Genomic DNA, 20,100 nt, shown 5'->3' with positions numbered 1-20,100 from the left:
TCTGAGGTTTGTGTGGCGCGTCATCGCGCGGACGCAAACGAGTTGCAAACGTCATGGCTTATCAGCGGGTCGAGGTTCTGACGGGAACGGAGCGGCGGCGGAATTACACGCCGGCGGAGAAAGTGCGGATGGTCGAGGAGGCGTTCCGCCCCGGCGTGGTGGTGACGGACGCGGCCCGCCGGCTGGGCGTGCACGAAAGCCTGCTGTATCGCTGGCGGGGGCTGATGAAGGCCACAGGGAGTGCCGTGGCCGAACCGTCCAGCTTCGTCGCGGTGACCATCGCGCCGGAGCCGACCGTAACGGAACCGCCGGTCGTGGAGCCCCCTGGGTCATTGCCGCCTCCGGCGCCGCCGGCCACGAGCCCGGCGATCCTCGAGGTCATCTTGCCCAGCGGGACACGCCTGCGTCTGGAAGGGCCGGTCGACCCGGCCCTCGCGGCGGCCGTCGTCGGTGCCCTGGCATGATCCCGGTGCCGAGCGGAGTGCGGGTGTGGCTGGCCACCGGGCACACCGACATGCGCAAGGGCTGGGCGAGCTTGGCGTTGCTGGTGCAGGAACGCTTCGCCCAGGACCCGCACAGCGGCCATCTCTTCATCTTCCGCGGACGCCGCGGCGATCTTGTGAAGATCATCTGGCATGACGGCCAGGGCAGTTGCGTCCTGGCGTCATAATGCCTCTCCAGAGCAGGTTCCTTGTCATCAGGTAACGTGCTTGACCTTGGTCGGCTTGCGGAGGCGGCGCTGCTGGTCGTGAGCCAGGGCGTCCTCCAAGCGGACAAGCCAGAGGTTCTGGCTTACCGCCGGCGCCCGACGTGCCGGGACCAATCCTTTGTACAGCCACCGGTAGATCGTGCCCTCGGGGACACCCAAACGGACCGACAATTCTGCCACTGTGAACTCGTCCGGAGCCCGTTCCACCACCAGCGTCGGCCGGTGCCGCCCGTCCGGCAGCAGGCCCCGGCGTTGCAGCCAGGAACGCACGCCCTTTTCCGTGGCTGGTCCGCCGTGTGGCATAAGCCAGCCCTCGGCTGCCAAGGTTCGGGCAATGGCCGGCGGGCGCAGTCCGTCAGCGAACAGGGCCGTGGTCCGGGAAAAAAGCTCGTCGTGGCCGGCCAACTGGGTCATGCGACGCACCGCCCGCCGCAGCCGGTGGCGGGTTCGGCGGCCGCCGGCCCAGTGACACTCCACCTCCATGTTCTCCGTCTCGCCCTCCACCGTGACCACGACCCGATCCAGCATCAGGCGGACGATCTCCTTGCGCTCGACCGCGGTGGTGCTCGCCGCCCGCCAAATCGCCGGCACGTCGGCGGCGAGCCGTTCGATGGCGGCCCGATCCGCCGCGGTCAGCCGAACTGGCTGACGGGCCAGGAAGCGGGCATGCTCGGCCGCGAGCTGCGTCTCGGTCTGCAACGCCGCTTCCCAGCGCCGTTCCAGTGTGCGGGCGACCAGCCGGTTTTCCGGCTCGACCTCGTCGTACTGGCGTTGCGCCCGTTCGGTCTCGTAGCGTGCCTGCTCGAGCCGCAATTCCCATTGCCGATGCTCCCGGGCGCGTTCGATCTCCACGTCCTCGGCGAGTTGCAAGGCGACGTCGACGGCGCCGGGCTGCAGCGCCGCCAGGACCAGGTCGGCGATGAGGGTGTCCAGGGTCTCGCCGGCGAACCCCTGGCAATGCTCCTCGCCGCGGTTGATCATCCGCCGCGTGCACTCGTAGCGCAGGCTGTGGCCGTTGTTGCGGTAGGTCGTCACCATGCGCGAGCCGCAGCGGCCGCAGACCAGGATCCCGGTCAACAGCGACGGCCCGCCGCGGGCGACGCCGATGTGCTTGCTCTGGTTGGCCTTCAATTGGCGCTGGTTCCTCTCGAACGTGTCCCAATCGATGTAGGCCGGCCAGCGGTCCTTGATCAGGATCTGCCACTCACCGGGGCTGGTCGCCCGGCTTCGTTTCGAGGGGTCCGTTGGCGGTGGCCGTTGCCGGCCATAGGCGTAGGCGCCGGCATAGGCAAGGCTCGTCAGGAGCTTCAGCACGGCATTCCGGGTGACGGGCGCCCACACGAGGTCGCCCTTGGCCGGCCCGCCCCGCACCCGATCGGGGAGTTGGAGGTCGTGGGCGTGAAAGTACCGCACCACGCCGTGGATGCTGCGCCGCCGCTCGAAGATCTCGAAGACCAGGTGAAGGCTGTCGCGCGCCCGCTCGTCGGGATCTTGGACGATCTCCCCCGAGGGCCGGCGGAGGAAGCCGCGCGGCATCGGAAAGCCGAAGTCCCCGCGCTCGGCCTTGTTCCAGCGCCCCTCCTCGAAGCGGGCACGCATGATGTGCAGTTCCGCCTCGCTCATCGTGCCCTTCAACCCGAGCAGGAGCCGGTCGTTGTAGAGGCCGGGGTCGTAGACGCCGTCGTTGTCGCCGATCAGCGTTCCGGCCAGGGCGCAAATCTCCAGGAGATGGTACCAGTCCCGGCAGGAGCGGGCGAGCCGGGAGACTTCGAAGCCAAGAATCAGGCCAACGTGACCGAGCCCAACCTCGGCCACCAAGCGCTGGAAGCCGGGCCGCCCAGCGGCGGATGCGGCGGAGCAGCCGAGATCGTCATCGATGACGGCGACCCGCGGTCGAGCCCAGCCCAGCGAGCAGGCCCGCTCGACCAGGGCGTACTGGACCGCGGTGGATTCCTTGTTGTGCTCCAACTGCTGAAGCGTCGACTGCCGAACATAGACGACGGCCTGACGGTCAAGATGGCGGCCCTCGATCTTGCTCGACAGCGTCCCGCTGATCCGCCTCGTGCGACTCATGACCGGCCTCCGCCGGGGCGCGGCCCTGCGCCATCCGCCAAGCCAATTGCCCCACCAGCACCGCCAGCCTCTGCCGGCGTGTGCGCGGCAGGTCGCCCCAGGACACCGTCTCGGTTATTGTCGCTGGTTCGGGCATGGTGCCTCGCCACCCAGTGCGCCAACGCCCGCAGGGCCTCCGCGCCGACACCGGGCGCTGAATCAAACCCGACCTCCTTTGCAGAGGTTCCTTGTCGGGGGGATGGTTCTCATCGCGAAGAAATTGGAGGCCGGCCGGTTCCGCTGGCCAGCGATCCGCGACGGCGTGATCCGGCTGACCCCGGCTCAGCTCTCGGCGCTCGTCGAGGGTCTGGACTGGACCCGGGTGCGGGGCGTGCGGGTGCCTCGGCCGACGTCCGCCGGCTGAGCTGCGACACAGCGACTCGCTTGCCGCTTCGGAGGCGAGGACTGCGCAAGCCGCCGCTATACTGGTGGACGTGACGACCGCGCCTGAAACCCTTCCCAGCGATCCGGACGAACTGCGTGCCCTGCTGTTGGCCGAACGGCTCCGGCATGCCGCGGAGTTGACGGCGGCCCGCTCCTCGGCCGAGGAGGAGATCGCCCGGCTGCGCCAGATCATCCGGGAATTGCAGCGCCATCGCTTCGGCCGCCGGGCCGAACCGCTCGATCCGGATCAGCTCGCCTTGGCCTTGGAGGACCTGGAGCAGACGCTGGCTGCCAAGGAGGCCGAGCCCACCGGCTGTGCTGCAGCCAAGCCGGCCCCTTCGCCGCTACGGCGTCGGATGAACCGCGGCAACCTGCCGACCGATCTGCCGCGCGAAGAGATCCTCATCGATGTCGCTGAACCGCGCCGGGTTTCCCAGAGGCCCCGTTTCTTGAGAGACTGGGGTCATCATGACGAAAGCGGCATCACGCAAATACGCTCCTGAAGTCCGCGAACGCGCGGTGCGGATGGTGTTCGAGCACGCGGGGGATCACGCCTCGCAGTGGGCGGCGATCAGTTCGATCGCGGCGAAGATCGGCTGCACGGCGGAGACACTGCGCGGCTGGGTCCGGCAGGCCGAGCGTGACCAGGGCAAGCGGCCGGGGCCGACGACGGACGAACAGGAGCGGATCAAGGCGCTGGAGCGCGAGAACCGGGAACTGCGCCAGGCGAACGAGATCCTGCGCAAGGCGTCGGCCTATTTTGCCCAGGCGGAGCTCGACCGCCCGTTCAAGAAATGATCGCCTTCATCGACGCGCACCGCGCCGTCCACGGGGTCGAGCCGATCTGCAAGGTATTGCCGATCGCCCCGTCCACCTACTACGCCCATGCCGCCCGGACGGTCGATCCGGCCAAGGCGCCGGCCCGCTCGCGAAGCGACGCGGAGCTGAGCGTGGCTATCCGACGGGTCTGGGATGCGAACTTCCAGGTTTATGGGGTACGCAAAGTCTGGCGGCAGTTGCGGCGGGAGGGCCTCGACGTGGCACGCTGCACGGTGGCTCGCCTGATGCGGCGCATGGGGCTGCGGGGCGTTACGCGCGGCAAGGCGGTGCGGACGACGCTCAGCGACCGGGCGACTCCCTGTCCGCTTGACCGGGTGAACCGCCAGTTCCAGGCGCCCCGCCCGAATGCCTTGTGGGTGGCTGATTTTACGTACGTTGCCACATGGCAGGGCTTCGTCTACGTGGCCTTCGTCATCGACACGTTTGCCCGCCGCATCGTGGGCTGGCGGGTGTCGCGCACCGCCCACACCGGCTTCGTGCTGGATGCCCTGGAGCAGGCACTCCACGATCGCCGGCCGGCCAAGGGCAGCGGCCTCATCCACCATAGCGACCGTGGGGCGCAATATGTGGCCATCAAGTACACCGAGCGTCTCACCGACGTCGGCGTCGAGCCCTCCGTGGGCAGCGTCGGCGATTCCTACGACAACGCCTTGGCCGAGACCATCAACGGCCTCTACAAGACCGAGGTGATCCGCCGCCGCGGACCCTGGCGCACCCTGGAAGCCGTCGAGTTCGCCACCCTGGAATGGGTGGACTGGTTCAACCACCGGCGTCTGCTCGAACCCATCGGCAACATTCCCCCCGCTGAGGCCGAAGCGCGCTACTATGCTCAAACCGAGGACGTCGCCATGGCGGCGTGACTCAACCAAATCGGCCTCTGGGAAACCCGGCGCGGTTCAACCCACGCGCCCCTTACCGTCCCGACATTGAGCCTCATTTCGATGTTTGGGAAGATTAGGTCGCATTCGGCAAGCCGTCCACTTGCACGCTCGTCGCAAACCGACCGGTAACAGTCCAGACCGTAGTAATCTGTGATGCCGATGGCTTTGATTGGTGGGTCGGCATTTTCCAGAGCGGCTAGGTATCTGTCCCAATCTCCTCCAAACTGATCGTTGAAGATTGTTCCCGGCGCATGGACATGTGGCTCCCACCGTTGCCAACGCGAACCGGAACTGAAGGGGGAGGGGGGGTGGTATTCATGCCCGCATGGTAGCGCAGGCCAACGAGGTGAGAAAGATCGAAAATTAGAAAGCTCAATCAATGTTTCTCATTTTAATCGTCCTGCGCACGCCGTCTTCGCAAGATGATGAGAAACTCGATTCGCTCTCGCCTGTGGGCGTTTTGGAACTCTCTAAGACCGTTTGAAAGGCTCACCTTCGATCATGTTGCGCCTCAGTGTGACCGCGATTGTTCGCTGCTGGTCGTGAGAAGTCGCATCTCGAACGTGGGTAAGGACGTAGGTATGGATGAATCTGTCGACCTAAGCGCCTGATACTACAGGAGAAATTAGATGAGGATGGCGGATGGGGTGGGATTCGAACCCACGGTGGGGTTGCCCCCACGCCAGTTTTCAAGACTGGAGCCTTAAACCACTCGGCCACCCATCCGATCAGCGATTTCCGCTTCGCTGTGTGGGGTTCGGGGCCGTTGGTCCCCAAACACGCCACCAACCCCGTGTGCGCGTGCACTCGGGATCAACGGACGGCGCGAACATGCCCCGGAGCGCTTCTGCGGTCAACTCGCTTTTGAGTCCCACCATACAGGGGGCCACAGCCCCCGATGCCGGACGGTCGGAACCGTCATGGGCTGCAGCGCTCACGCTGGCGCGAGCCTCCTCCGTCAGGTGCCGGTCACGCGCGGCGCCAACCGCACATCGCCATGCCAAGCGAACACACCCTTCGGCGTCGTGGAAGGCCGCCCCGCCAGCCGGATTGCCGGTCTCCGGCATTTGCCGCGAAAGGTCCGGAGCGCGATTAGTTCGCCCAACGCACAAAAGAGCTTGCCAGGCATTTCGCATCTGGTATACGGTATCTCACATCCCATCGCGCTTCGGAAACGAAGTGCAAAACCAACGGCGCGGGCGTGTTTTGAAGAAAACATGACGGTGCCGGAAAGTTTCGGGTCCGGTGTCGGAGCGAGTGCTTCATGAGTGCAACAGTCGATTTCGCACAGCTGGTCATGGCCGCCGGGGACGCGATCGTCGTGTCCGACGCGCAAGGCGCCATTACTCTGTGGAATCCGGCGGCCGAGCGGATGTTCGGCTTCGCGGAGGGCGAAGCGCTGGGGCAGTCGCTCGACATCATCATTCCGGAACGCCAGCGCCAGCGCCATTGGGACGGCTACGCCAACACCATGCGCACGGGCCAGACGCGCTACGGCAGCGATGTGCTGCGCGTCCCGGCCCTGCACAAGGACGGGCACGCCCTGTCCATCGCCTTCACGGTCGCCTTGCTGACCGCGCCGGATGGCTCGGTGACCGGAATCGTCGCCATCATCCGCGACGAGAGCAGCCGCTGGGCCGAGGAGCGCAAGCTCCGCCGACGCCTGTCGGAGTTGGAGTCCGCAAGCCAGTAACCCGCAACCCATCCCGCCAGTTTGTCCGTGTTGTCCAGAGCTCAACAACGGCATCGCAATAAGTGAGAGGGAGTAAACGAGCCATGAGCAAGCCGCTCGAAGGGATCAAGATCATCGACTTCACCCACGTTCAGGCCGGCCCCGCCTGCACGCAGCTCCTCGCTTGGTACGGCGCGGACGTCATCAAGGTGGAGCGGCCGGGTTCCGGTGACGTCACCCGCAACCAGCTCCGTGACATTCCCGAAGCGGACGCGCTCTACTTCACGATGCTGAACAGCAACAAGCGCTCGCTGACGCTGGACACCAAGACCCCGGCGGGCAAGGAAATCCTTGAGAAGCTGATCAAGGAGTCCGACGTCCTCGTGGAGAACTTCGGTCCTGGCGCGCTCGACCGCATGGGCTTCACCTGGGAGCGCATCAACGAGCTGAACCCGGGCATGATCGTCGCCTCGGTGAAGGGCTTCAGCGATGGCCACCATTACGAAGACCTGAAGGTCTACGAGAACGTCGCCCAGTGCGCCGGCGGCGCCGCGTCGACCACCGGTTTCTGGGATGGCCCGCCGACCGTCAGCGCCGCCGCGCTGGGCGACAGCAACACCGGCATGCACCTCGCCATCGGCATCCTGACCGCCCTCATGGGCCGTTCGAAGACCGGCAAGGGCCAGAAGGTCGCCGTGTCGATGCAGGACTCGGTCATCAACCTCTGCCGCGTCAAGCTGCGCGACCAGCAGCGTCTTGACCGCGTCGGCTACCTGGAAGAGTACCCGCAGTACCCGCACGGCGAGTTCTCCGACGTGGTTCCACGCGGTGGCAACGCCGGCGGCGGCGGTCAGCCGGGCTGGGTCCTGAAGTGCAAGGGCGCCGAGACCGATCCGAACGCCTACATCTACTTCACCATCCAGGGCCATGCCTGGGCGCCGATTTGTAAGGCTCTCGGCAAGCCGGAGTGGATCGACGATCCGGCCTACAACACCGCCCAGGCGCGTCAGGACAAGATCTTCGACATCTTCGCCTTCATCGAGGGCTGGCTGGCCGACAAGACGAAGTACGAGGCGGTCGACATCCTGCGCAAGTTCGATATCCCGTGCGCCCCGGTGCTGACCATGAAGGAAATCGCCGAGTGCCCGTCGCTCCGCAAGAGCGGCACGATCGTCGAGGTCGATCACAAGGCCCGCGGCAAGTACCTGACGGTCGGCAGCCCGATCAAGTTCTCGGACATGACCGTCGAAGTGACCGGTTCGCCGCTCCTCGGCGAGCACTCCGACGAGGTTCTGGCCAGCCTCGGCTACACGCCGGAGCAGATCGCCGAGCTGCACGCCAACAAGGTTGTCTGATCGCTTCCCGACAGTCTGACGGCACACCTCGCGAAGACGGCGCCCCCAAAAGGGGCGCCGTTCCTTTTTATGCGTACGGCCCCCTGTTCTTTCCAGGGCCCGCTCTCTCCAGGCAGAGGGGGCGCTTTCAGCGCAGCCACTCCCTCACTTCACGGATGCGCTGGTTGCCCTCCAGCGTACGGGCGTAGGCCTTCCCGTACTGGGTCTCGTATTCGCGCACGAAGCCCTGGCGCAGCAGCCCGTCCAGCACCGGGCGGACGATGGCCGGCTTCAGGTTCGCGGCCTTGGTGATCGTCAGGAACGAGGCCGGCAGAGCCGTCACCTCCGGCCCCGGCGTGGCGCGCAGGGTGTTGAGCGAAGTCCAGTCGACGGAGGTTGGTGAAATCATCGGCTACCCTCGATGCGGCGCGCTGTTGACTCTCTCTCGATACGACCTCAACTTCACTTGAGGTCAAGAGGTTCCGAACCCCAGGGGAGGCCCGGCGATGGCGATTCTCGATCCCGCCGACATCGACAAGGACCTTTCCGTGGGCGAGGTCGCGGAACGCTCTGGTGTGGCAGTGTCCACCATCCACTTCTACGAATCAAAGGGCCTGATCACGAGCTGGCGGAGCAGCGGCAACCAGCGCCGCTTCCCCCGCGACGTGCTCCGGCGCATCGCCGTCATCAAGGTCGCCCAGCGCCTGGGCGTTCCCCTGGCCACCATCGCGGAGGCGCTGAAGACCCTGCCCGACGGCCGCACCCCCACCGCAGAGGACTGGAAACGCTTGTCCGCGGCCTGGAAAGCGGACCTGGACGAGCGCATCGCCGTGCTCACCAAGCTGCGCGACGGGCTGGAGGGGTGCATCGGCTGTGGCTGCCTGTCGCTCGGCGAATGCCCGCTGCGCAACCCCTGGGACGAGCTGTCGGAGGATGGTCCCGGCCCACGCCTGCTTGATCCGCGGCGATGACCGCGCTGTTTTGCCGCACTGCAGCACAGCCTCCCCGTCCGGCGCCGTCTCGGCAATAAAAAGGCCGTGCTGTTTCCAGCACGGCCAGTATCCGAGAGGCTCGCATATAATGCGGAGCAACAACCCGCCCGATACAAAGGGTGAAGAACCCTGTGTAAGAAGAATGATGCACGAGTCTTCTCCGGTACGCAACAAGGAATCGTAAGTTTCCACATTGCGGAAACAAAGTATTTTGGCAAAAAAAGACCGCGCCGTTGCGGGCGCGGTCAGTTTCTTCAGGGCAGCACTACGTGACAGGAAGGAAAACCGGGGTAACAGCCGCCTCGACCCAATCCGAAGGATTTGCGGATCGGGGCGGATCGCGCCTCCCGGCCGGCGCGAATTCGAATTCCGTAAGGGTGTTCCGGATCAGGCCCAGGGATCAGGCCAAAAGATCAGGTGGGGAAGCGCCCGCCGATCTCGGCGGTGACCGCCGCGGCGGTGCGCTTGACCATCTCGCCGAAGGCCACGACGCGGGCGTCGTCCAGGCGCCGGTTGGTGCTCGACAGCGACAGGGCGCCGATGACGCGGGCCTGCTCGTCGTAGATCGCCGCGGCGACGCAGTGCAGGCCGCTGACCCGCTCCTCCTGGTCCACGGCGTAGCCGCGGTCGCGCGTCAGGATCAGCTCCCGGTGCAGGGCCGGGATCGACGACACGGTGGTCCGGGTGAACTGGCGCATGCCGCGCTGGGTCACGATGCTCTGCACCCGCGTGTCGGGCATGCCGGCGAGCAGCGCCTTGCCGACGGCGGAACAGTGCAGCAGCGTGCGGTCGGTGACGGGCAGCGCCGCCTGGGCGACGCGGGGACCGCCGACGCGGTGCAGATAGATGGCTTCGCCGTTCTCCTCGATGGCCAGATTGACGACCTCGCTGGTCTCCTCCATCAGCCGGCGCATGCGCGGGCGGGCGACGTCGAGCAGGCTGCGCGTCTTCAGGAAGCCGGTGCCGGTCATGTAGGCCTGCACCCCGACCGCCCAGCCGCGCTTGCCCTGGTCGAAGCGCACGTAACGCTCCTCCTGCAGGGTGGTCAGCAGACGGTGCGCCGTGGAGGGCGAGAGATGCGCCGCCTCGGCCACCGCGGTCAGGCTCATCGGGCTGTCCGACTGGCCGAGGATGGTCATGATGCTCAGCGCCCGCGACAGCGACTGAACGAGATTGCCCTTCGCCGCACGGTCTACGGTTTCCGCGCGGCCTTCGGCCCGCGGGGCCGGGGGTGCCATCATCAGCGCTTGCGTCTTCATCGCTCCATCCCTCTCGAAATCGTCCGGCGCTGTTGCATCGCGCCGTTGTCGTCCTCGGGTGTGGCGGCCCCCGGTTCTCCCTGGCGGGGAGCGGGGGCCGCCGGTTGGCTATGCCGCCGGCTCGATGCGGGCCGCGGCGAACTTGAACTCGGGAATCTTCCCGTAGGGGTCCAGCTTCGGGTTGGTCAGCACGTTGGCCGCCGCCTCGGCGTAGCAGAAGGGCACGAACACCAGCCCGGACGGGACGTTGTAGTCTGACCGCGCCTTCAGCTCGATGGTGCCGCGCCGGGTGGTGACCTTCATGCGGTCGCCGCCCTTGGCCCCCATCCGCCGCAGGTCCGCCGGGCTCATGTAGGCCACCGCCTCCGGCTCCAGATCGTCCAGAACCTGGGCGCGCCGGGTCATCGACCCGGTGTGCCAATGCTCCAGCTGGCGCCCGGTGGTCAGGACCATCGGGAACTCGGCGTCCGGCTCCTCGGCCGGCGGGATCACGTCGGCGGGGACCAGACGCCCGCGGCCGGTGGCCGTGGGGAAGCCGTCGCCGAACACGATCTCCTGGCCCGGATCGTCCGCGGACAGGCTGGGGTAGGTCACCGAGCGCTCGCGCTCCAGCCGCTCCCAGGTGATGTTGTCGAGCGACGGCATCGCCCCCTTCATCTCCCGGAACACGTCGCGCGGATGCTCGTAGGTCCAATCCAGACCCAGGCCGCGGGCCATGGCGTTGACGATCCACAGATCCTGCCGGGCCTCGCCCGGAGGCGGCAGGGCCTGGCGGCCGAGCTGGACCTGGCGGTTCGTGTTGGTCACCGTGCCGGTCTTCTCCGGCCAGGCCGAGGCGGGCAGAACCACGTCGGCGTATTTGGCCGTCTCGGTCAGGAACAGGTCCTGCACCACCAGATGGTCGAGCTTGGCGAGCGCGTCGCGGGCGTGCTCCACGTCCGGGTCGGACATGGCCGGGTTCTCACCCATCACGTACATGCCGTTCAGCGAGCCGGCGTGGATCGCGTCCATGATCTCGACGACGGTCAGGCCGCGCTTGGAGTCCAGCTTGGTGTCCCAGAAATCCTCGTAGAAGGCGTGGACCTCGGGATCGTCCACCGGACGGTAGTCCGGGAACATCATCGGGATCAGGCCGGCGTCGGAGGCGCCCTGGACGTTGTTCTGGCCGCGCAGCGGGTGCAGGCCGGTGCCGGGGCGCCCGATCTGGCCGGTGACCAGCGACAGGGCGATCAGGCAGCGCACGTTGTCGGTGCCGTGGGTGTGCTGCGACACGCCCATGCCCCAGAAGATGATCGAGCCCTTGGAGGTGGCGTAGAGGCGCGCGACCTCGCGGAGCTGCTCCGCGGGGATGCCGCAGACCGGCTCCATGGCCTCCGGGGTGAAGCTGGCGATGTGGGCGCGCAGCTCCTCGAAGTCCTGGGTGTGCTCGGCCACATACTGCGCGTCGTACAGCCCCTCGCTGATGATGACGTTCAGCATGGCGTTCAGCATGGGCACGTCGCGGCCCGGCTTGAACTGGAGCATGTGGCTGGCGTGGCGCTTCAGCACCTGGCCGCGCGGGTCCATGATGACCAGCTTGGCGCCGCGCTTGGCCGCGTTCTTGAAGAAGGTCGCGGCGACCGGGTGGTTCTCCGTCGGGTTGGAGCCGATGACGACGATCACCTCGGCGTCCTTGGCCGCCATGAAGGGAGCGGTCACCGCGCCCGACCCGATGCCCTCGATCAGCGCCGCCACCGAGGAGGCGTGGCACAGCCGGGTGCAATGGTCGACGTTGTTGGTGCCGAAGCCGACGCGCACCAGCTTCTGGAACAGGTAGGCTTCCTCGTTGGAGCCCTTGGCCGAACCGAAGCCGGCGAGCGCCGAACCGCCCCGCTCGTCGCGGATCTTGCGCAGGCCGGCGGTGGCGACCTCCAGGGCCTCCTCCCAGCTCGCCTCGCGGAAGTGGGTCAGCGGGTTGAGCGGGTCGATGTCCACGTCGTGCTTGGACACGCCCTCCTTGCGGATCAGCGGCTTGGTCAGGCGGTGCGGGTGGTGGATGTAGTCGAAGCCGAAGCGGCCCTTCACGCACAGCCGGTTCTTGTTGGCGGGACCGTCGCGGCCGGTCACCGACAGCAGCTTCTCGTCCTTGATGTTGTAGGTCAGCTGGCAGCCGACGCCGCAATAGGGGCAGACGCTGTCGACCTGGCGGTCCGGGGCGGCGGCGAAGACGCCGCTGTTCATGTCCACCTGAGTCTTCGGCATCAGCGCGCCGGTCGGGCAGGCCTGGACGCACTCGCCGCAGGCGACGCAGGTGCTGTCGCCCATCGGATCGGCGAAGTCGAAGACGATCGTCTCCTTGTGGCCGCGCAGCGCCATGCCGATGACGTCGTTGACCTGGACCTCGCGGCAGGCGCGGACGCACAGGTTGCACTGGATGCAGGCGTCGAGCTGCACCGCCATGGCCGGGTGGCTGAAGTCGGGCTTCGGCGCGCATTCCCGGCTGGGGAAGCGGCTGTCCGAGACCTCCAGGCGGTCGGCCCAGCGCCAGAACTTGCTGTCCGGATCGTGGGCCTCCTCCCGCTTCGGCTGGTCGGCGACCAGCATCTCGATGACCATCTTGCGGGCGAACTTGGCGTTCTCGCTGGCCGAGCGGACGCGCATGCCCGGCGTCGGGTGGCGCACGCAGGAGGCCGACATGGCGCGCTCGCCGTCGATCTCGACCATGCAGGCCCGGCAGTTGCCGTCGGCGCGGTAGCCCGGCTCGTCGGCGTAGCAGAGATGCGGGATCTCGGTGCCCAGGCGGTTGGCGACCTGCCAGATGGTTTCGCCGGCGTGGGCTTCGACGAGCTCGTCGTCGAGGTGGAACAGGATGCGGTCGCTCATATCACCGGACCTCCCCGCGCAGATCGTCGCGGAAGTGCTTCAGCGCACTCTTGAGTGGGTTCATCGCGGCCTGACCCAGGCCGCAGATCGACGCCGTGCCCATCAGCCGGGCGAGCTCCGTCAGAAGCGGCTCGTCCCACACCGGCTGCTTGATGAGCGCCACCGCCTTCTCCGTTCCGACGCGGCAGGGCGTGCACTGGCCGCAGCTCTCGTCCTCGAAGAAGTCCAGCAGGTTGCGCACGACCTTGCGCATGTCGTCCTGGTCCGACAGCACGACCACCGCGGCGGAGCCGATGAAGCAGCCGTGCTGCTCCAGCGTGCCGAAGTCCAGCGGGATGTCGTCCATGCTGGCGGGCAGGATGCCGCCCGACGCGCCGCCGGGCAGGTAGCCCTTGAGCGTGTGGCCGTCGGCCATGCCGCCGCAATACTCGTCGATCAGCTCGCGGATGGTGACGCCGGCGGGGGCCAGCTTCACGCCCGGGTCCTTCACATGGCCGGAGACGGAGTAGCTGCGCAGGCCCTTGCGGCCGTTGCGCCCGTGGCTGCCCCACCAGTCGGCGCCCTTCTCAAGGATGTCCCGGATCCAGAACAGCGTCTCCACGTTGTTGATGAGGGTCGGGCGGCCGAACAGGCCGACGACCGACGGGAAGGGCGGCTTGTGCCGCGGCAGGCCGCGCTTGCCCTCGATGCTCTCCAGCATCGCGGACTCCTCGCCGCAGATGTAGGCCCCGGCGCCGCGCCGCAGATGGATGCGGGTGTGCCCGGCGAGGCCGGCCTTTTCCACGGCGGCGATCTCGTGCTCCAGCACCTCGCGGATGTGCGGGTACTCGTCGCGCAGGTAGATGTAGACGTCGGTCGCCTCGACCACCCAGGCGCCGATCAGCATCCCCTCCAGGAAGCGGTGCGGATCGTTCTCCAGATAGAAGCGGTCCTTGAAGGTGCCCGGCTCGCCCTCGTCCCCGTTCACCGCCATCAGGCGGGGGCCGGGCTCGTGGCGGACGAAGCGCCACTTGCGGCCGGTCGGGAAGCCAGCGCCGCCGAGGCCGCGCAGGTTGGCGCCCTCCAGCTTGCCGAGGATGTCGTCCACCGGGACGTTGCCCGTCAGACAGTCGGCGAGCAGGCGGTAGCCGCCCTCCGCCTTGTACTGTTCCAGGCTGACATAAGTGGGGAGCTGCGGGTGCGTCTCGCCGTTCTTCACGGCGGTGACCACGCTCTCAACCGTGGCGTTCTCGTGCAGGGCGTGGCCGATGGCCACCGCCGGGGCGTTGTGGCAGGCGCCCATGCAGGGAGCGCGCACCACCCGGACGTCCGGCCCCATGTCGGCGGCCTTCAGCTCGTCGAGCAGCTTCTCGCCGCCGGCCATGCAGCAGGACAGGCTGTCGCAGACCCGGACGGTCACGGGCGGAGGGGCGTCCTCCCCGTCCATCACGATGTCGAAGTGGGCGTAGAAGGACGCCACCTCGTACACCTCCACCAGGGCCAGCCGCATCTCGTGGGCGAGCGCCGCGAGATGGCGGGCGTGCAGCCCGTGATAGGTGTCCTGCAACAGGTGCAGATGCTCGATCAGCAGGTCCCGCTGCCGGGACCGGTCACCGAGAAGCTCCTGCACCTCCGCCAGGGCCGCCGGATCGACCTGCCGGCCCTTCGGCTGGGGCCGGGTGTTCCGGCGCCCCGAACCGGGATGGATGGCGCGCCTTTTGTTGTCGTCTTTGGCGACGATGGCCGTGTCCATGTCCGCCCTCCCCTCTCGTCTCAGGCTGATTTTTCGTAACGTTGGGATGTCGTGCCGTCGTTTGGAACCGCCCCCCGATTTTTCCGGGGGGCTTTATTTTTTATGATTCAGGAAGGCGTTACTGCTTGGGACCCTTGCGGACGGCGCTGGTGGGGTTGAGGCTGCCGATGTTGCCGCTCTCCGACCCGGCGTTGGGGTCGATCACCGCGTTGATCAGCGTCGGCCGGCCGCTGTCCATCGCCGCGCTGACCGCGCGGTACAGCTCGTCCGGCGTCGTCACGTTGACGCCATCGCCGCCGAAGGCCTCCATCATCTTGTCGTAGCGCGAGTCCGGAACGAAGACCATCGGCGACGGGTCCGACCCGCCCGTCGGGTTCACGTCCGTCCCCTTGTAGATGCCGTTGTTGTTGAACACCACGATGCACACCGGCAGGTTGTAGCGGCAGATCGTCTCCACCTCCATCCCCGAGAAGCCGAAGGCGCTGTCGCCTTCCACCGCCAGAACCGGCTTGCCCGACTCCACCGCAGCGGCCACCGCGAAGCCCATGCCGATGCCCATCACGCCCCAGGTCCCGACGTCCAGGCGCTTGCGCGGCTGGTGCATGTCGATGATCCCGCGCGCCAGGTCCAGCGTGTTGGCCCCCTCGTTCACCAGCAGAGCGTCGGGCCGCTCCTGCACCACCCGGCGCAGCGCGCCCAGCGCGCCGTGGAAGTTCATCGGCGAGGCGTTGCTCATCAGCTTGGGCGCCATCTTGGCGATGTTCGCCTCCTTGCGCGCCGACACCGCCCCCGTCCACTCCGCCGGCGGCGGCGTCCAGCCCTTGGCCATGCCCGCCGTCAGCGCCGACACGCACGACCCGATGTCGCCGACCAGCGGCGCCACGATCGCCACGTTGCTGTCCATCTCGCGCGGCTCGATGTCGATCTGGATGAAGGTCTTCGACCCCGGCTCGCCCCAGGTCTTGCCCTTGCCGTGCGACAGCAGCCAGTTCAGACGCGCGCCGACCAGCACCACCACGTCGGCGTCCTTCAGCACCATCGAGCGCGCCGCCCCCGCCGACTGCGGGTGGGTGTCGGGCAGCAGGCCCTTGGCCATGCTCATCGGCAGGAACGGGATGCCCGACTTCTCGACCAGCTCGCGCACCGCCTCGTCGGCCTGGGCGTAGGCCGCGCCCTTGCCCAGGATGATCAGCGGCCGCTTGGCGCCCTTCAGCACCTCCAGGGCGCGCGACACCGAGTCCGGCGAGGGCAGCTGCGCCGGGGCGGCGTCGACCACCTTGACCAGCGAGCGGGCGCCCTCGGCGGCGTCCATCACCTGCGAGAACAGCTTGGCCGGCAGGTCGAGGTAGACGCCGCCCGGACGGCCCGACACCGCGGCGCGGATCGCGCGGGCCACGGCGATGCCGATGTCCTGGGCGTGCAGCACGCGGAAGGCCGCCTTGCACAGCGGCTTGGCGATGGCCAGCTGGTCCATCTCCTCGTAGTCGCCCTGCTGCAGGTCGACGATCTCACGCTCCGACGAGCCGGAGATCAGGATCATCGGGAAGCAGTTGGTGGTGGCGTTGGCCAGCGCGGTCAGGCCGTTGAGGAAGCCCGGCGCCGAGACGGTCATGCACACGCCCGGCTTCTTGGTCAGGAAGCCGGCGATCGCCGCGGCGTTGCCGGCGTTCTGCTCGTGGCGGAAGGAGATGACCCGCAGCCCCTCGCCCTGGGCCATGCGCAGCAGGTCGGAAATCGGGATGCCCGGCACGACGTAGAGGTTCTCGATGCCGTTGAGCTTGAGGGCATCGATGACGAGCTGGAAACCATCCGTCAGCGCCGGTTCCGCATCGGTGGCGGCCGTGGCTTGGTTGTTGAGGACTGTGACGGCTGACATAAGGGTTACTCCTCCCCGACTCTTATTCGGTTCACGATCGGTCAATCGAGAAAATCGCAGTGCTGTTCGACATGGCGGGCCAGCCCCAGCGTGTGCTCGCGCACCCGCCGCTCGGCCAGGTCGGCGTCGCGCCGGGTCAGGGCGTCGATGATGTCGCGGTGCTCGACGATGGACGTCTCGGCCCGGCCGCCGCGGCGCATGGTGACGCGGCGGATGGCCCGCATGTGGATGAAGAAGCGGTCGGTCAGGTCGGCGATGAGCGTGCAGCCCGAGGCCTGGATGATCGACTGGTGGAAGGCGACGTTGGCGTCGGAATACTCCAGCACGTGGTCGGCCAGCTCGCCTTCGGCGAAGCGGTCGAAGGTCTCGTGCAGGTCGGCCATGCCGCGCTCGTCGGCGCGCTCGACGAAGAGGCGGGCGGCCATGCCCTCCAGCGCCGCGCAGACGGTGATCATCTCGATGATCTCCGCCTTGGTCTTGCGCACCACGAAGATGCCGCGCCGGGGCATGGAGCGGATGAAGCCCTCCTGCTCCAGCAGCGCCATGGCCTCGCGCACCGGGGTGCGGCTGACGCCCAGCGCCTCGCAGAGCTGACGCTCGTCGAGACGGATCTCGCTCGGCCCGCCGTAGATGTCCATCTGGGTGATGGCCTGGCGCAGCGACTGGTAGGCCTTGGCCTTGAAGCTCATCCCCTGATCGAGGGGTGCGACCGAGAAACTCATCGTCTGCATTGGCGTTCCCGTCCCTCTCTCTCCGCCCCCGGAATGATCCGGGGTTTCCCCGGTTGACGGGGTTTGGGCCGCGCTTTCATTGCCCCGGAGAGGGAAGCGGCTTGGATTGGAGATACGGTATACCAGATGCCAGTTCATGACAAGCGGATATGTTCGGATCGCGGACTGTTTCTTCGATGAACGACGACACGGCGATTCTTCCGCGACGGCCCGGCAATTCTGCGCCTTTGGGCTCCCACTGGCATATCGTATACGGTATCCATATGCCGCATGACTGGTATACCGAATCCACTGTGGTTGCGGCGGATCGCTGAGGGTACAAACGTTCTTGGAACTACACGCATTCCTCCCTGTAGATTCCCCCACCTGACGGCTCCGCGGCTTACTGCCAGCGGAGCCTTCTTTTTTCTCCGCCCGCAAAATTTGCCCGACTGTGGAATTTGCCCTGCGGCAAATTGGTATACCGTACACCAGACAGTTTCACCGCACTCCGCGTGTGTGTATGTTGGCTGGGTCAACGAATCAGGCAAACGGAGGAAAGCCATGAAAGCTGCGGACATCATGACCCGTCAGGTGGTCACCATCGGTCCCGACGCCACGGTGACCGAAGCCGCGAAGCGCATGCTGGAGAACCGGATCAGCGGCCTGCCCGTCTGCGATTCGAACGGGCGCCTGCTCGGCGTCATCAGCGAGGGTGACCTGCTGCGCCGGGCGGAGACCGGGACGGTGCGCCGGGCCTCCTGGTGGCTCGCCATGTTCGCGGGCGCGCCGAACCAGGCCGCCGACTACACCAAGTCCCACGGCCGCCACGTGCGCGACGCGATGACCGAGTCGCTGATCTTCGTCACGGAGGAAACCCCGCTCGACGAGGTGGTCCGCCTGATGGAAAGCAACCGCATCAAGCGCGTTCCGGTGCTGCGCAACGGCACGCTGGTCGGCATCGTCAGCCGCGCCAACCTGCTGCACGTCCTCGCCAGCATCGCTCCGGACGTCTCCCCCGCCGCCGCGGACGACCGCGTGCTGCGCGACCGGCTTTTGGAAACCCTGCGGGCGCAGCCCTGGGCGCCGGAAATCAGCGACAACATCGTCGTGCGCAACGGCGTCGTCCATCTTTGGGGCAGCGTGCGCACCGAGGCGCAGCGTGACGCCCTGCGGGTCGCCGCCGAGAACACCCCCGGCGTCACCCGCGTGGAAAATCACCTGATCATCGTGGATCATGTCGCCGAAGGCGCGGTCGGCTTCTGATCCGGTTGCCAATGCGGCAACAAAAAAGCCCCTTCCCGGTTCGTCCGGGAAGGGGCTTTTCCTTTCAGCAGACCTTTACTCGGTGGCCTTCACGACCTCTTCGGTGACCTTCTTGGCGTCGCCGAACAGCATCATGGTGTTGGGGCGGAAGAACAGCTCGTTCTCGACACCGGCGTAGCCGGCGGCCATGCCGCGCTTGATGAAGAACACCGTCTTGGCCTTCTCGACGTCGAGGATCGGCATGCCGTAGATCGGCGACTGCGGATCGGTCTTGGCCGCCGGGTTGGTCACGTCGTTGGCGCCGATCACGAAGGCCACGTCCGCCGTGCCGAAGTCGCGGTTGATGTCCTCCAGCTCGAACACCTCGTCGTAGGGCACGTTGGCCTCGGCCAGCAGCACGTTCATGTGCCCGGGCATGCGCCCCGCCACCGGGTGGATGGCGTACTTGACCTCGACGCCCTCCTTCTTCAGCAGGTCGGCCATTTCGCGCAGCGCGTGCTGGGCCTGGGCCACCGCCATGCCGTAACCGGGGACGATGATCACCGACTGGGCGTTCTTCATGATGTAGGCCGCGTCCTCCGGCGAGCCGGCCTTGACCGTGCCGCGCTCACCGCCGCCCGCCGCCGCCGACGCCGCCCCGCTGTCGCCGCCGAAGCCACCCAGGATGACGTTGAAGATCGAGCGGTTCATGCCCTTGCACATGATGTAGGACAGGATCGCGCCCGACGAGCCGACCAGCGCGCCCGTGACGATCAGCAGGTTGTTCTGCAGCGTGAAGCCGATGCCCGCCGCCGCCCAGCCCGAGTAGCTGTTCAGCATCGAGATCACCACCGGCATGTCGGCGCCGCCGATCGGCAGGATCAGCAGCAGGCCGAGCGCCAGCGAGACGGCGACGATCAGCCACATCGGGGCATCGGCGTTGCTCTGCACCAGCCAGACGATGAGGAGGATGGTCAGCACGCCGAGGGCGGCGTTGAGGTGGTGCTGGAAGGGGAAGACCAGCGGCTTGCCGGTGACCAAGCCCTGCAGCTTGGCGAAGGCGACGATCGAGCCGGTGAAGGTGATGGCGCCGATGGCGGTGCCGAGCGCCATCTCGACCAGCGAGCCCTTGGCGATGGCGCCGGGAACGCCGATGCCGTAGGCCTCGGGCGAGTAGAAGGCCGACAGCGCCACGAACACCGCGGCCAGACCGACCAGCGAGTGGAAGGCGGCGACGAGCTGCGGCAGCGCGGTCATCTCGATCTTCTTGGCGATGACGTAGCCGATGCCGCCGCCGATGGCGATGCCGAGCACGATCATCCAGTAGGACTGGACGATGGGCAGGGCCAGCGTGGTCAGCACGGCGATGGTCATGCCGGCCATGCCGAAGAAGTTGCCCTGGCGGGAGGTCTCCGGGCTGGACAGGCCGCGCAGCGCCATGATGAAGCAGACCGAGGCGACCAGATAGAGAAGGGCGGACAGGGTTTCCATG

17 protein-coding genes, 1 tRNA gene and 1 other annotated feature are annotated in these 20,100 nt (G+C 67.1%); of the genes, 9 read left to right on the top strand and 9 right to left on the bottom strand.

Annotated features, from left to right (window positions below; all coding sequences use genetic code 11):
* Window positions 1-53 precede the first annotated feature (53 nt).
* Window positions 54-464, top strand: coding sequence for an IS66-like element accessory protein TnpA (tnpA, locus tag ACWPN5_RS07025; RefSeq protein ID WP_145690540.1), 411 nt, complete (start codon window positions 54-56; stop codon window positions 462-464).
* Window positions 461-670: an IS66 family insertion sequence element accessory protein TnpB gene (tnpB, locus tag ACWPN5_RS07020; protein WP_492295008.1), complete on the top strand. Its 210-nt coding sequence runs from the start codon at window positions 461-463 to the stop codon at window positions 668-670. Before tnpA ends, tnpB (ACWPN5_RS07020) begins: the two co-directional genes overlap by 4 nt.
* Before the next feature lie 27 nt (window positions 671-697).
* On the opposite strand, the gene ACWPN5_RS07015 is transcribed toward tnpB (ACWPN5_RS07020), so the two are convergent.
* Window positions 698-2,782, bottom strand: coding sequence for a recombinase family protein (locus ACWPN5_RS07015; protein WP_492295006.1), 2,085 nt, complete (start codon window positions 2,780-2,782; stop codon window positions 698-700).
* 238 nt (window positions 2,783-3,020) lie between these two features.
* Between ACWPN5_RS07015 and tnpB (ACWPN5_RS07010) the strand changes: the two genes are divergently transcribed.
* From tnpB (ACWPN5_RS07010) to ACWPN5_RS07000, 3 genes are all read left to right on the top strand, one after another.
* Entirely contained in the window at window positions 3,021-3,185 is a 165-nt protein-coding gene (tnpB, locus tag ACWPN5_RS07010; protein ID WP_492295004.1) for an IS66 family insertion sequence element accessory protein TnpB, read from the top strand.
* A gap of 64 nt (window positions 3,186-3,249) precedes the next feature.
* Window positions 3,250-3,708: a transposase domain-containing protein gene (locus tag ACWPN5_RS07005; protein ID WP_492295002.1), complete on the top strand. Its 459-nt coding sequence runs from the start codon at window positions 3,250-3,252 to the stop codon at window positions 3,706-3,708.
* Window positions 3,674-4,905 (top strand): IS3 family transposase gene (locus ACWPN5_RS07000; protein ID WP_492295000.1). Its coding sequence is split into 2 segments (ribosomal slippage): window positions 3,674-3,965 and window positions 3,965-4,905, totalling 1,233 coding nucleotides; the frame shifts between segments, so codons are not numbered across the junction. The genes ACWPN5_RS07005 and ACWPN5_RS07000 overlap by 35 nt, the downstream gene beginning before the upstream one ends.
* Window positions 3,958-4,074 (top strand) — a sequence feature (AL1L pseudoknot). (Overlaps the previous gene by 117 nt.)
* A gap of 657 nt (window positions 4,906-5,562) precedes the next feature.
* On the opposite strand, the gene ACWPN5_RS06995 is transcribed toward ACWPN5_RS07000, so the two are convergent.
* Window positions 5,563-5,652: transfer RNA gene (locus ACWPN5_RS06995), tRNA-Ser, on the bottom strand.
* Between the two features lie 538 nt (window positions 5,653-6,190).
* On the opposite strand from ACWPN5_RS06995, the gene ACWPN5_RS06990 reads away from it, so the two are divergent.
* Window positions 6,191-6,619 (top strand): PAS domain-containing protein, encoded by a 429-nt coding sequence (locus ACWPN5_RS06990; RefSeq protein WP_040138264.1) that lies wholly within the window; start codon window positions 6,191-6,193, stop codon window positions 6,617-6,619.
* 83 nt (window positions 6,620-6,702) lie between these two features.
* Window positions 6,703-7,953, top strand: coding sequence for a formyl-CoA transferase (gene frc, locus ACWPN5_RS06985; protein ID WP_492294998.1), 1,251 nt, complete (start codon window positions 6,703-6,705; stop codon window positions 7,951-7,953).
* Window positions 7,954-8,080: 127 nt separating this feature from the next.
* Here frc and ACWPN5_RS06980 read toward each other — a convergent pair whose 3' ends face one another.
* Window positions 8,081-8,341: a hypothetical protein gene (locus ACWPN5_RS06980; RefSeq protein WP_145678108.1), complete on the bottom strand. Its 261-nt coding sequence runs from the start codon at window positions 8,339-8,341 to the stop codon at window positions 8,081-8,083.
* Window positions 8,342-8,438: 97 nt separating this feature from the next.
* On the opposite strand from ACWPN5_RS06980, the gene soxR reads away from it, so the two are divergent.
* Complete coding sequence (soxR, locus tag ACWPN5_RS06975) at window positions 8,439-8,903, top strand: redox-sensitive transcriptional activator SoxR (RefSeq protein WP_145691069.1); 465 nt, start codon at window positions 8,439-8,441, stop codon at window positions 8,901-8,903.
* Between the two features lie 434 nt (window positions 8,904-9,337).
* On the opposite strand, the gene ACWPN5_RS06970 is transcribed toward soxR, so the two are convergent.
* The 5 genes from ACWPN5_RS06970 to ACWPN5_RS06950 form a co-directional block, all read right to left on the bottom strand.
* Window positions 9,338-10,183, bottom strand: a complete 846-nt coding sequence (locus ACWPN5_RS06970; RefSeq protein ID WP_051140212.1) for an IclR family transcriptional regulator — start codon at window positions 10,181-10,183, stop codon at window positions 9,338-9,340.
* 108 nt (window positions 10,184-10,291) lie between these two features.
* Window positions 10,292-13,045 (bottom strand): formate dehydrogenase subunit alpha, encoded by a 2,754-nt coding sequence (fdhF, locus tag ACWPN5_RS06965; protein ID WP_492294995.1) that lies wholly within the window; start codon window positions 13,043-13,045, stop codon window positions 10,292-10,294.
* Between the two features lies 1 nt (window position 13,046).
* Entirely contained in the window at window positions 13,047-14,777 is a 1,731-nt protein-coding gene (locus ACWPN5_RS06960; RefSeq protein WP_145691085.1) for an NAD(P)H-dependent oxidoreductase subunit E, read from the bottom strand.
* Window positions 14,778-14,895: 118 nt separating this feature from the next.
* Window positions 14,896-16,653: an oxalyl-CoA decarboxylase gene (gene oxc / locus ACWPN5_RS06955; RefSeq protein WP_492294993.1), complete on the bottom strand. Its 1,758-nt coding sequence runs from the start codon at window positions 16,651-16,653 to the stop codon at window positions 14,896-14,898.
* A 41-nt stretch (window positions 16,654-16,694) separates the two neighbouring features.
* Window positions 16,695-17,384 carry a GntR family transcriptional regulator gene (locus ACWPN5_RS06950; protein WP_035673347.1) on the bottom strand — a complete coding sequence of 230 codons (690 nt, stop codon included), beginning with the start codon at window positions 17,382-17,384 and terminating at the stop codon, window positions 16,695-16,697.
* A 543-nt stretch (window positions 17,385-17,927) separates the two neighbouring features.
* Here ACWPN5_RS06950 and ACWPN5_RS06945 point away from each other — a divergent pair.
* Window positions 17,928-18,629, top strand: a complete 702-nt coding sequence (locus ACWPN5_RS06945) for a CBS domain-containing protein (protein WP_492294991.1) — start codon at window positions 17,928-17,930, stop codon at window positions 18,627-18,629.
* Between the two features lie 75 nt (window positions 18,630-18,704).
* Here the strand turns inward: ACWPN5_RS06945 and ACWPN5_RS06940 are convergent, their stop codons facing one another.
* On the bottom strand, window positions 18,705-20,099 hold the full coding sequence (locus tag ACWPN5_RS06940; protein WP_145701780.1) for an NAD(P)(+) transhydrogenase (Re/Si-specific) subunit beta: 1,395 nt from the start codon (window positions 20,097-20,099) through the stop codon (window positions 18,705-18,707).
* Between the last annotated feature and the right edge of the window lies 1 nt (window position 20,100).

This window comes from Azospirillum sp. UENF 211521 (assembly GCF_058780535.1).
Note: the sequence above shows the minus strand (reverse complement) of the source record. Positions and strands in the feature narration are given on the sequence as shown.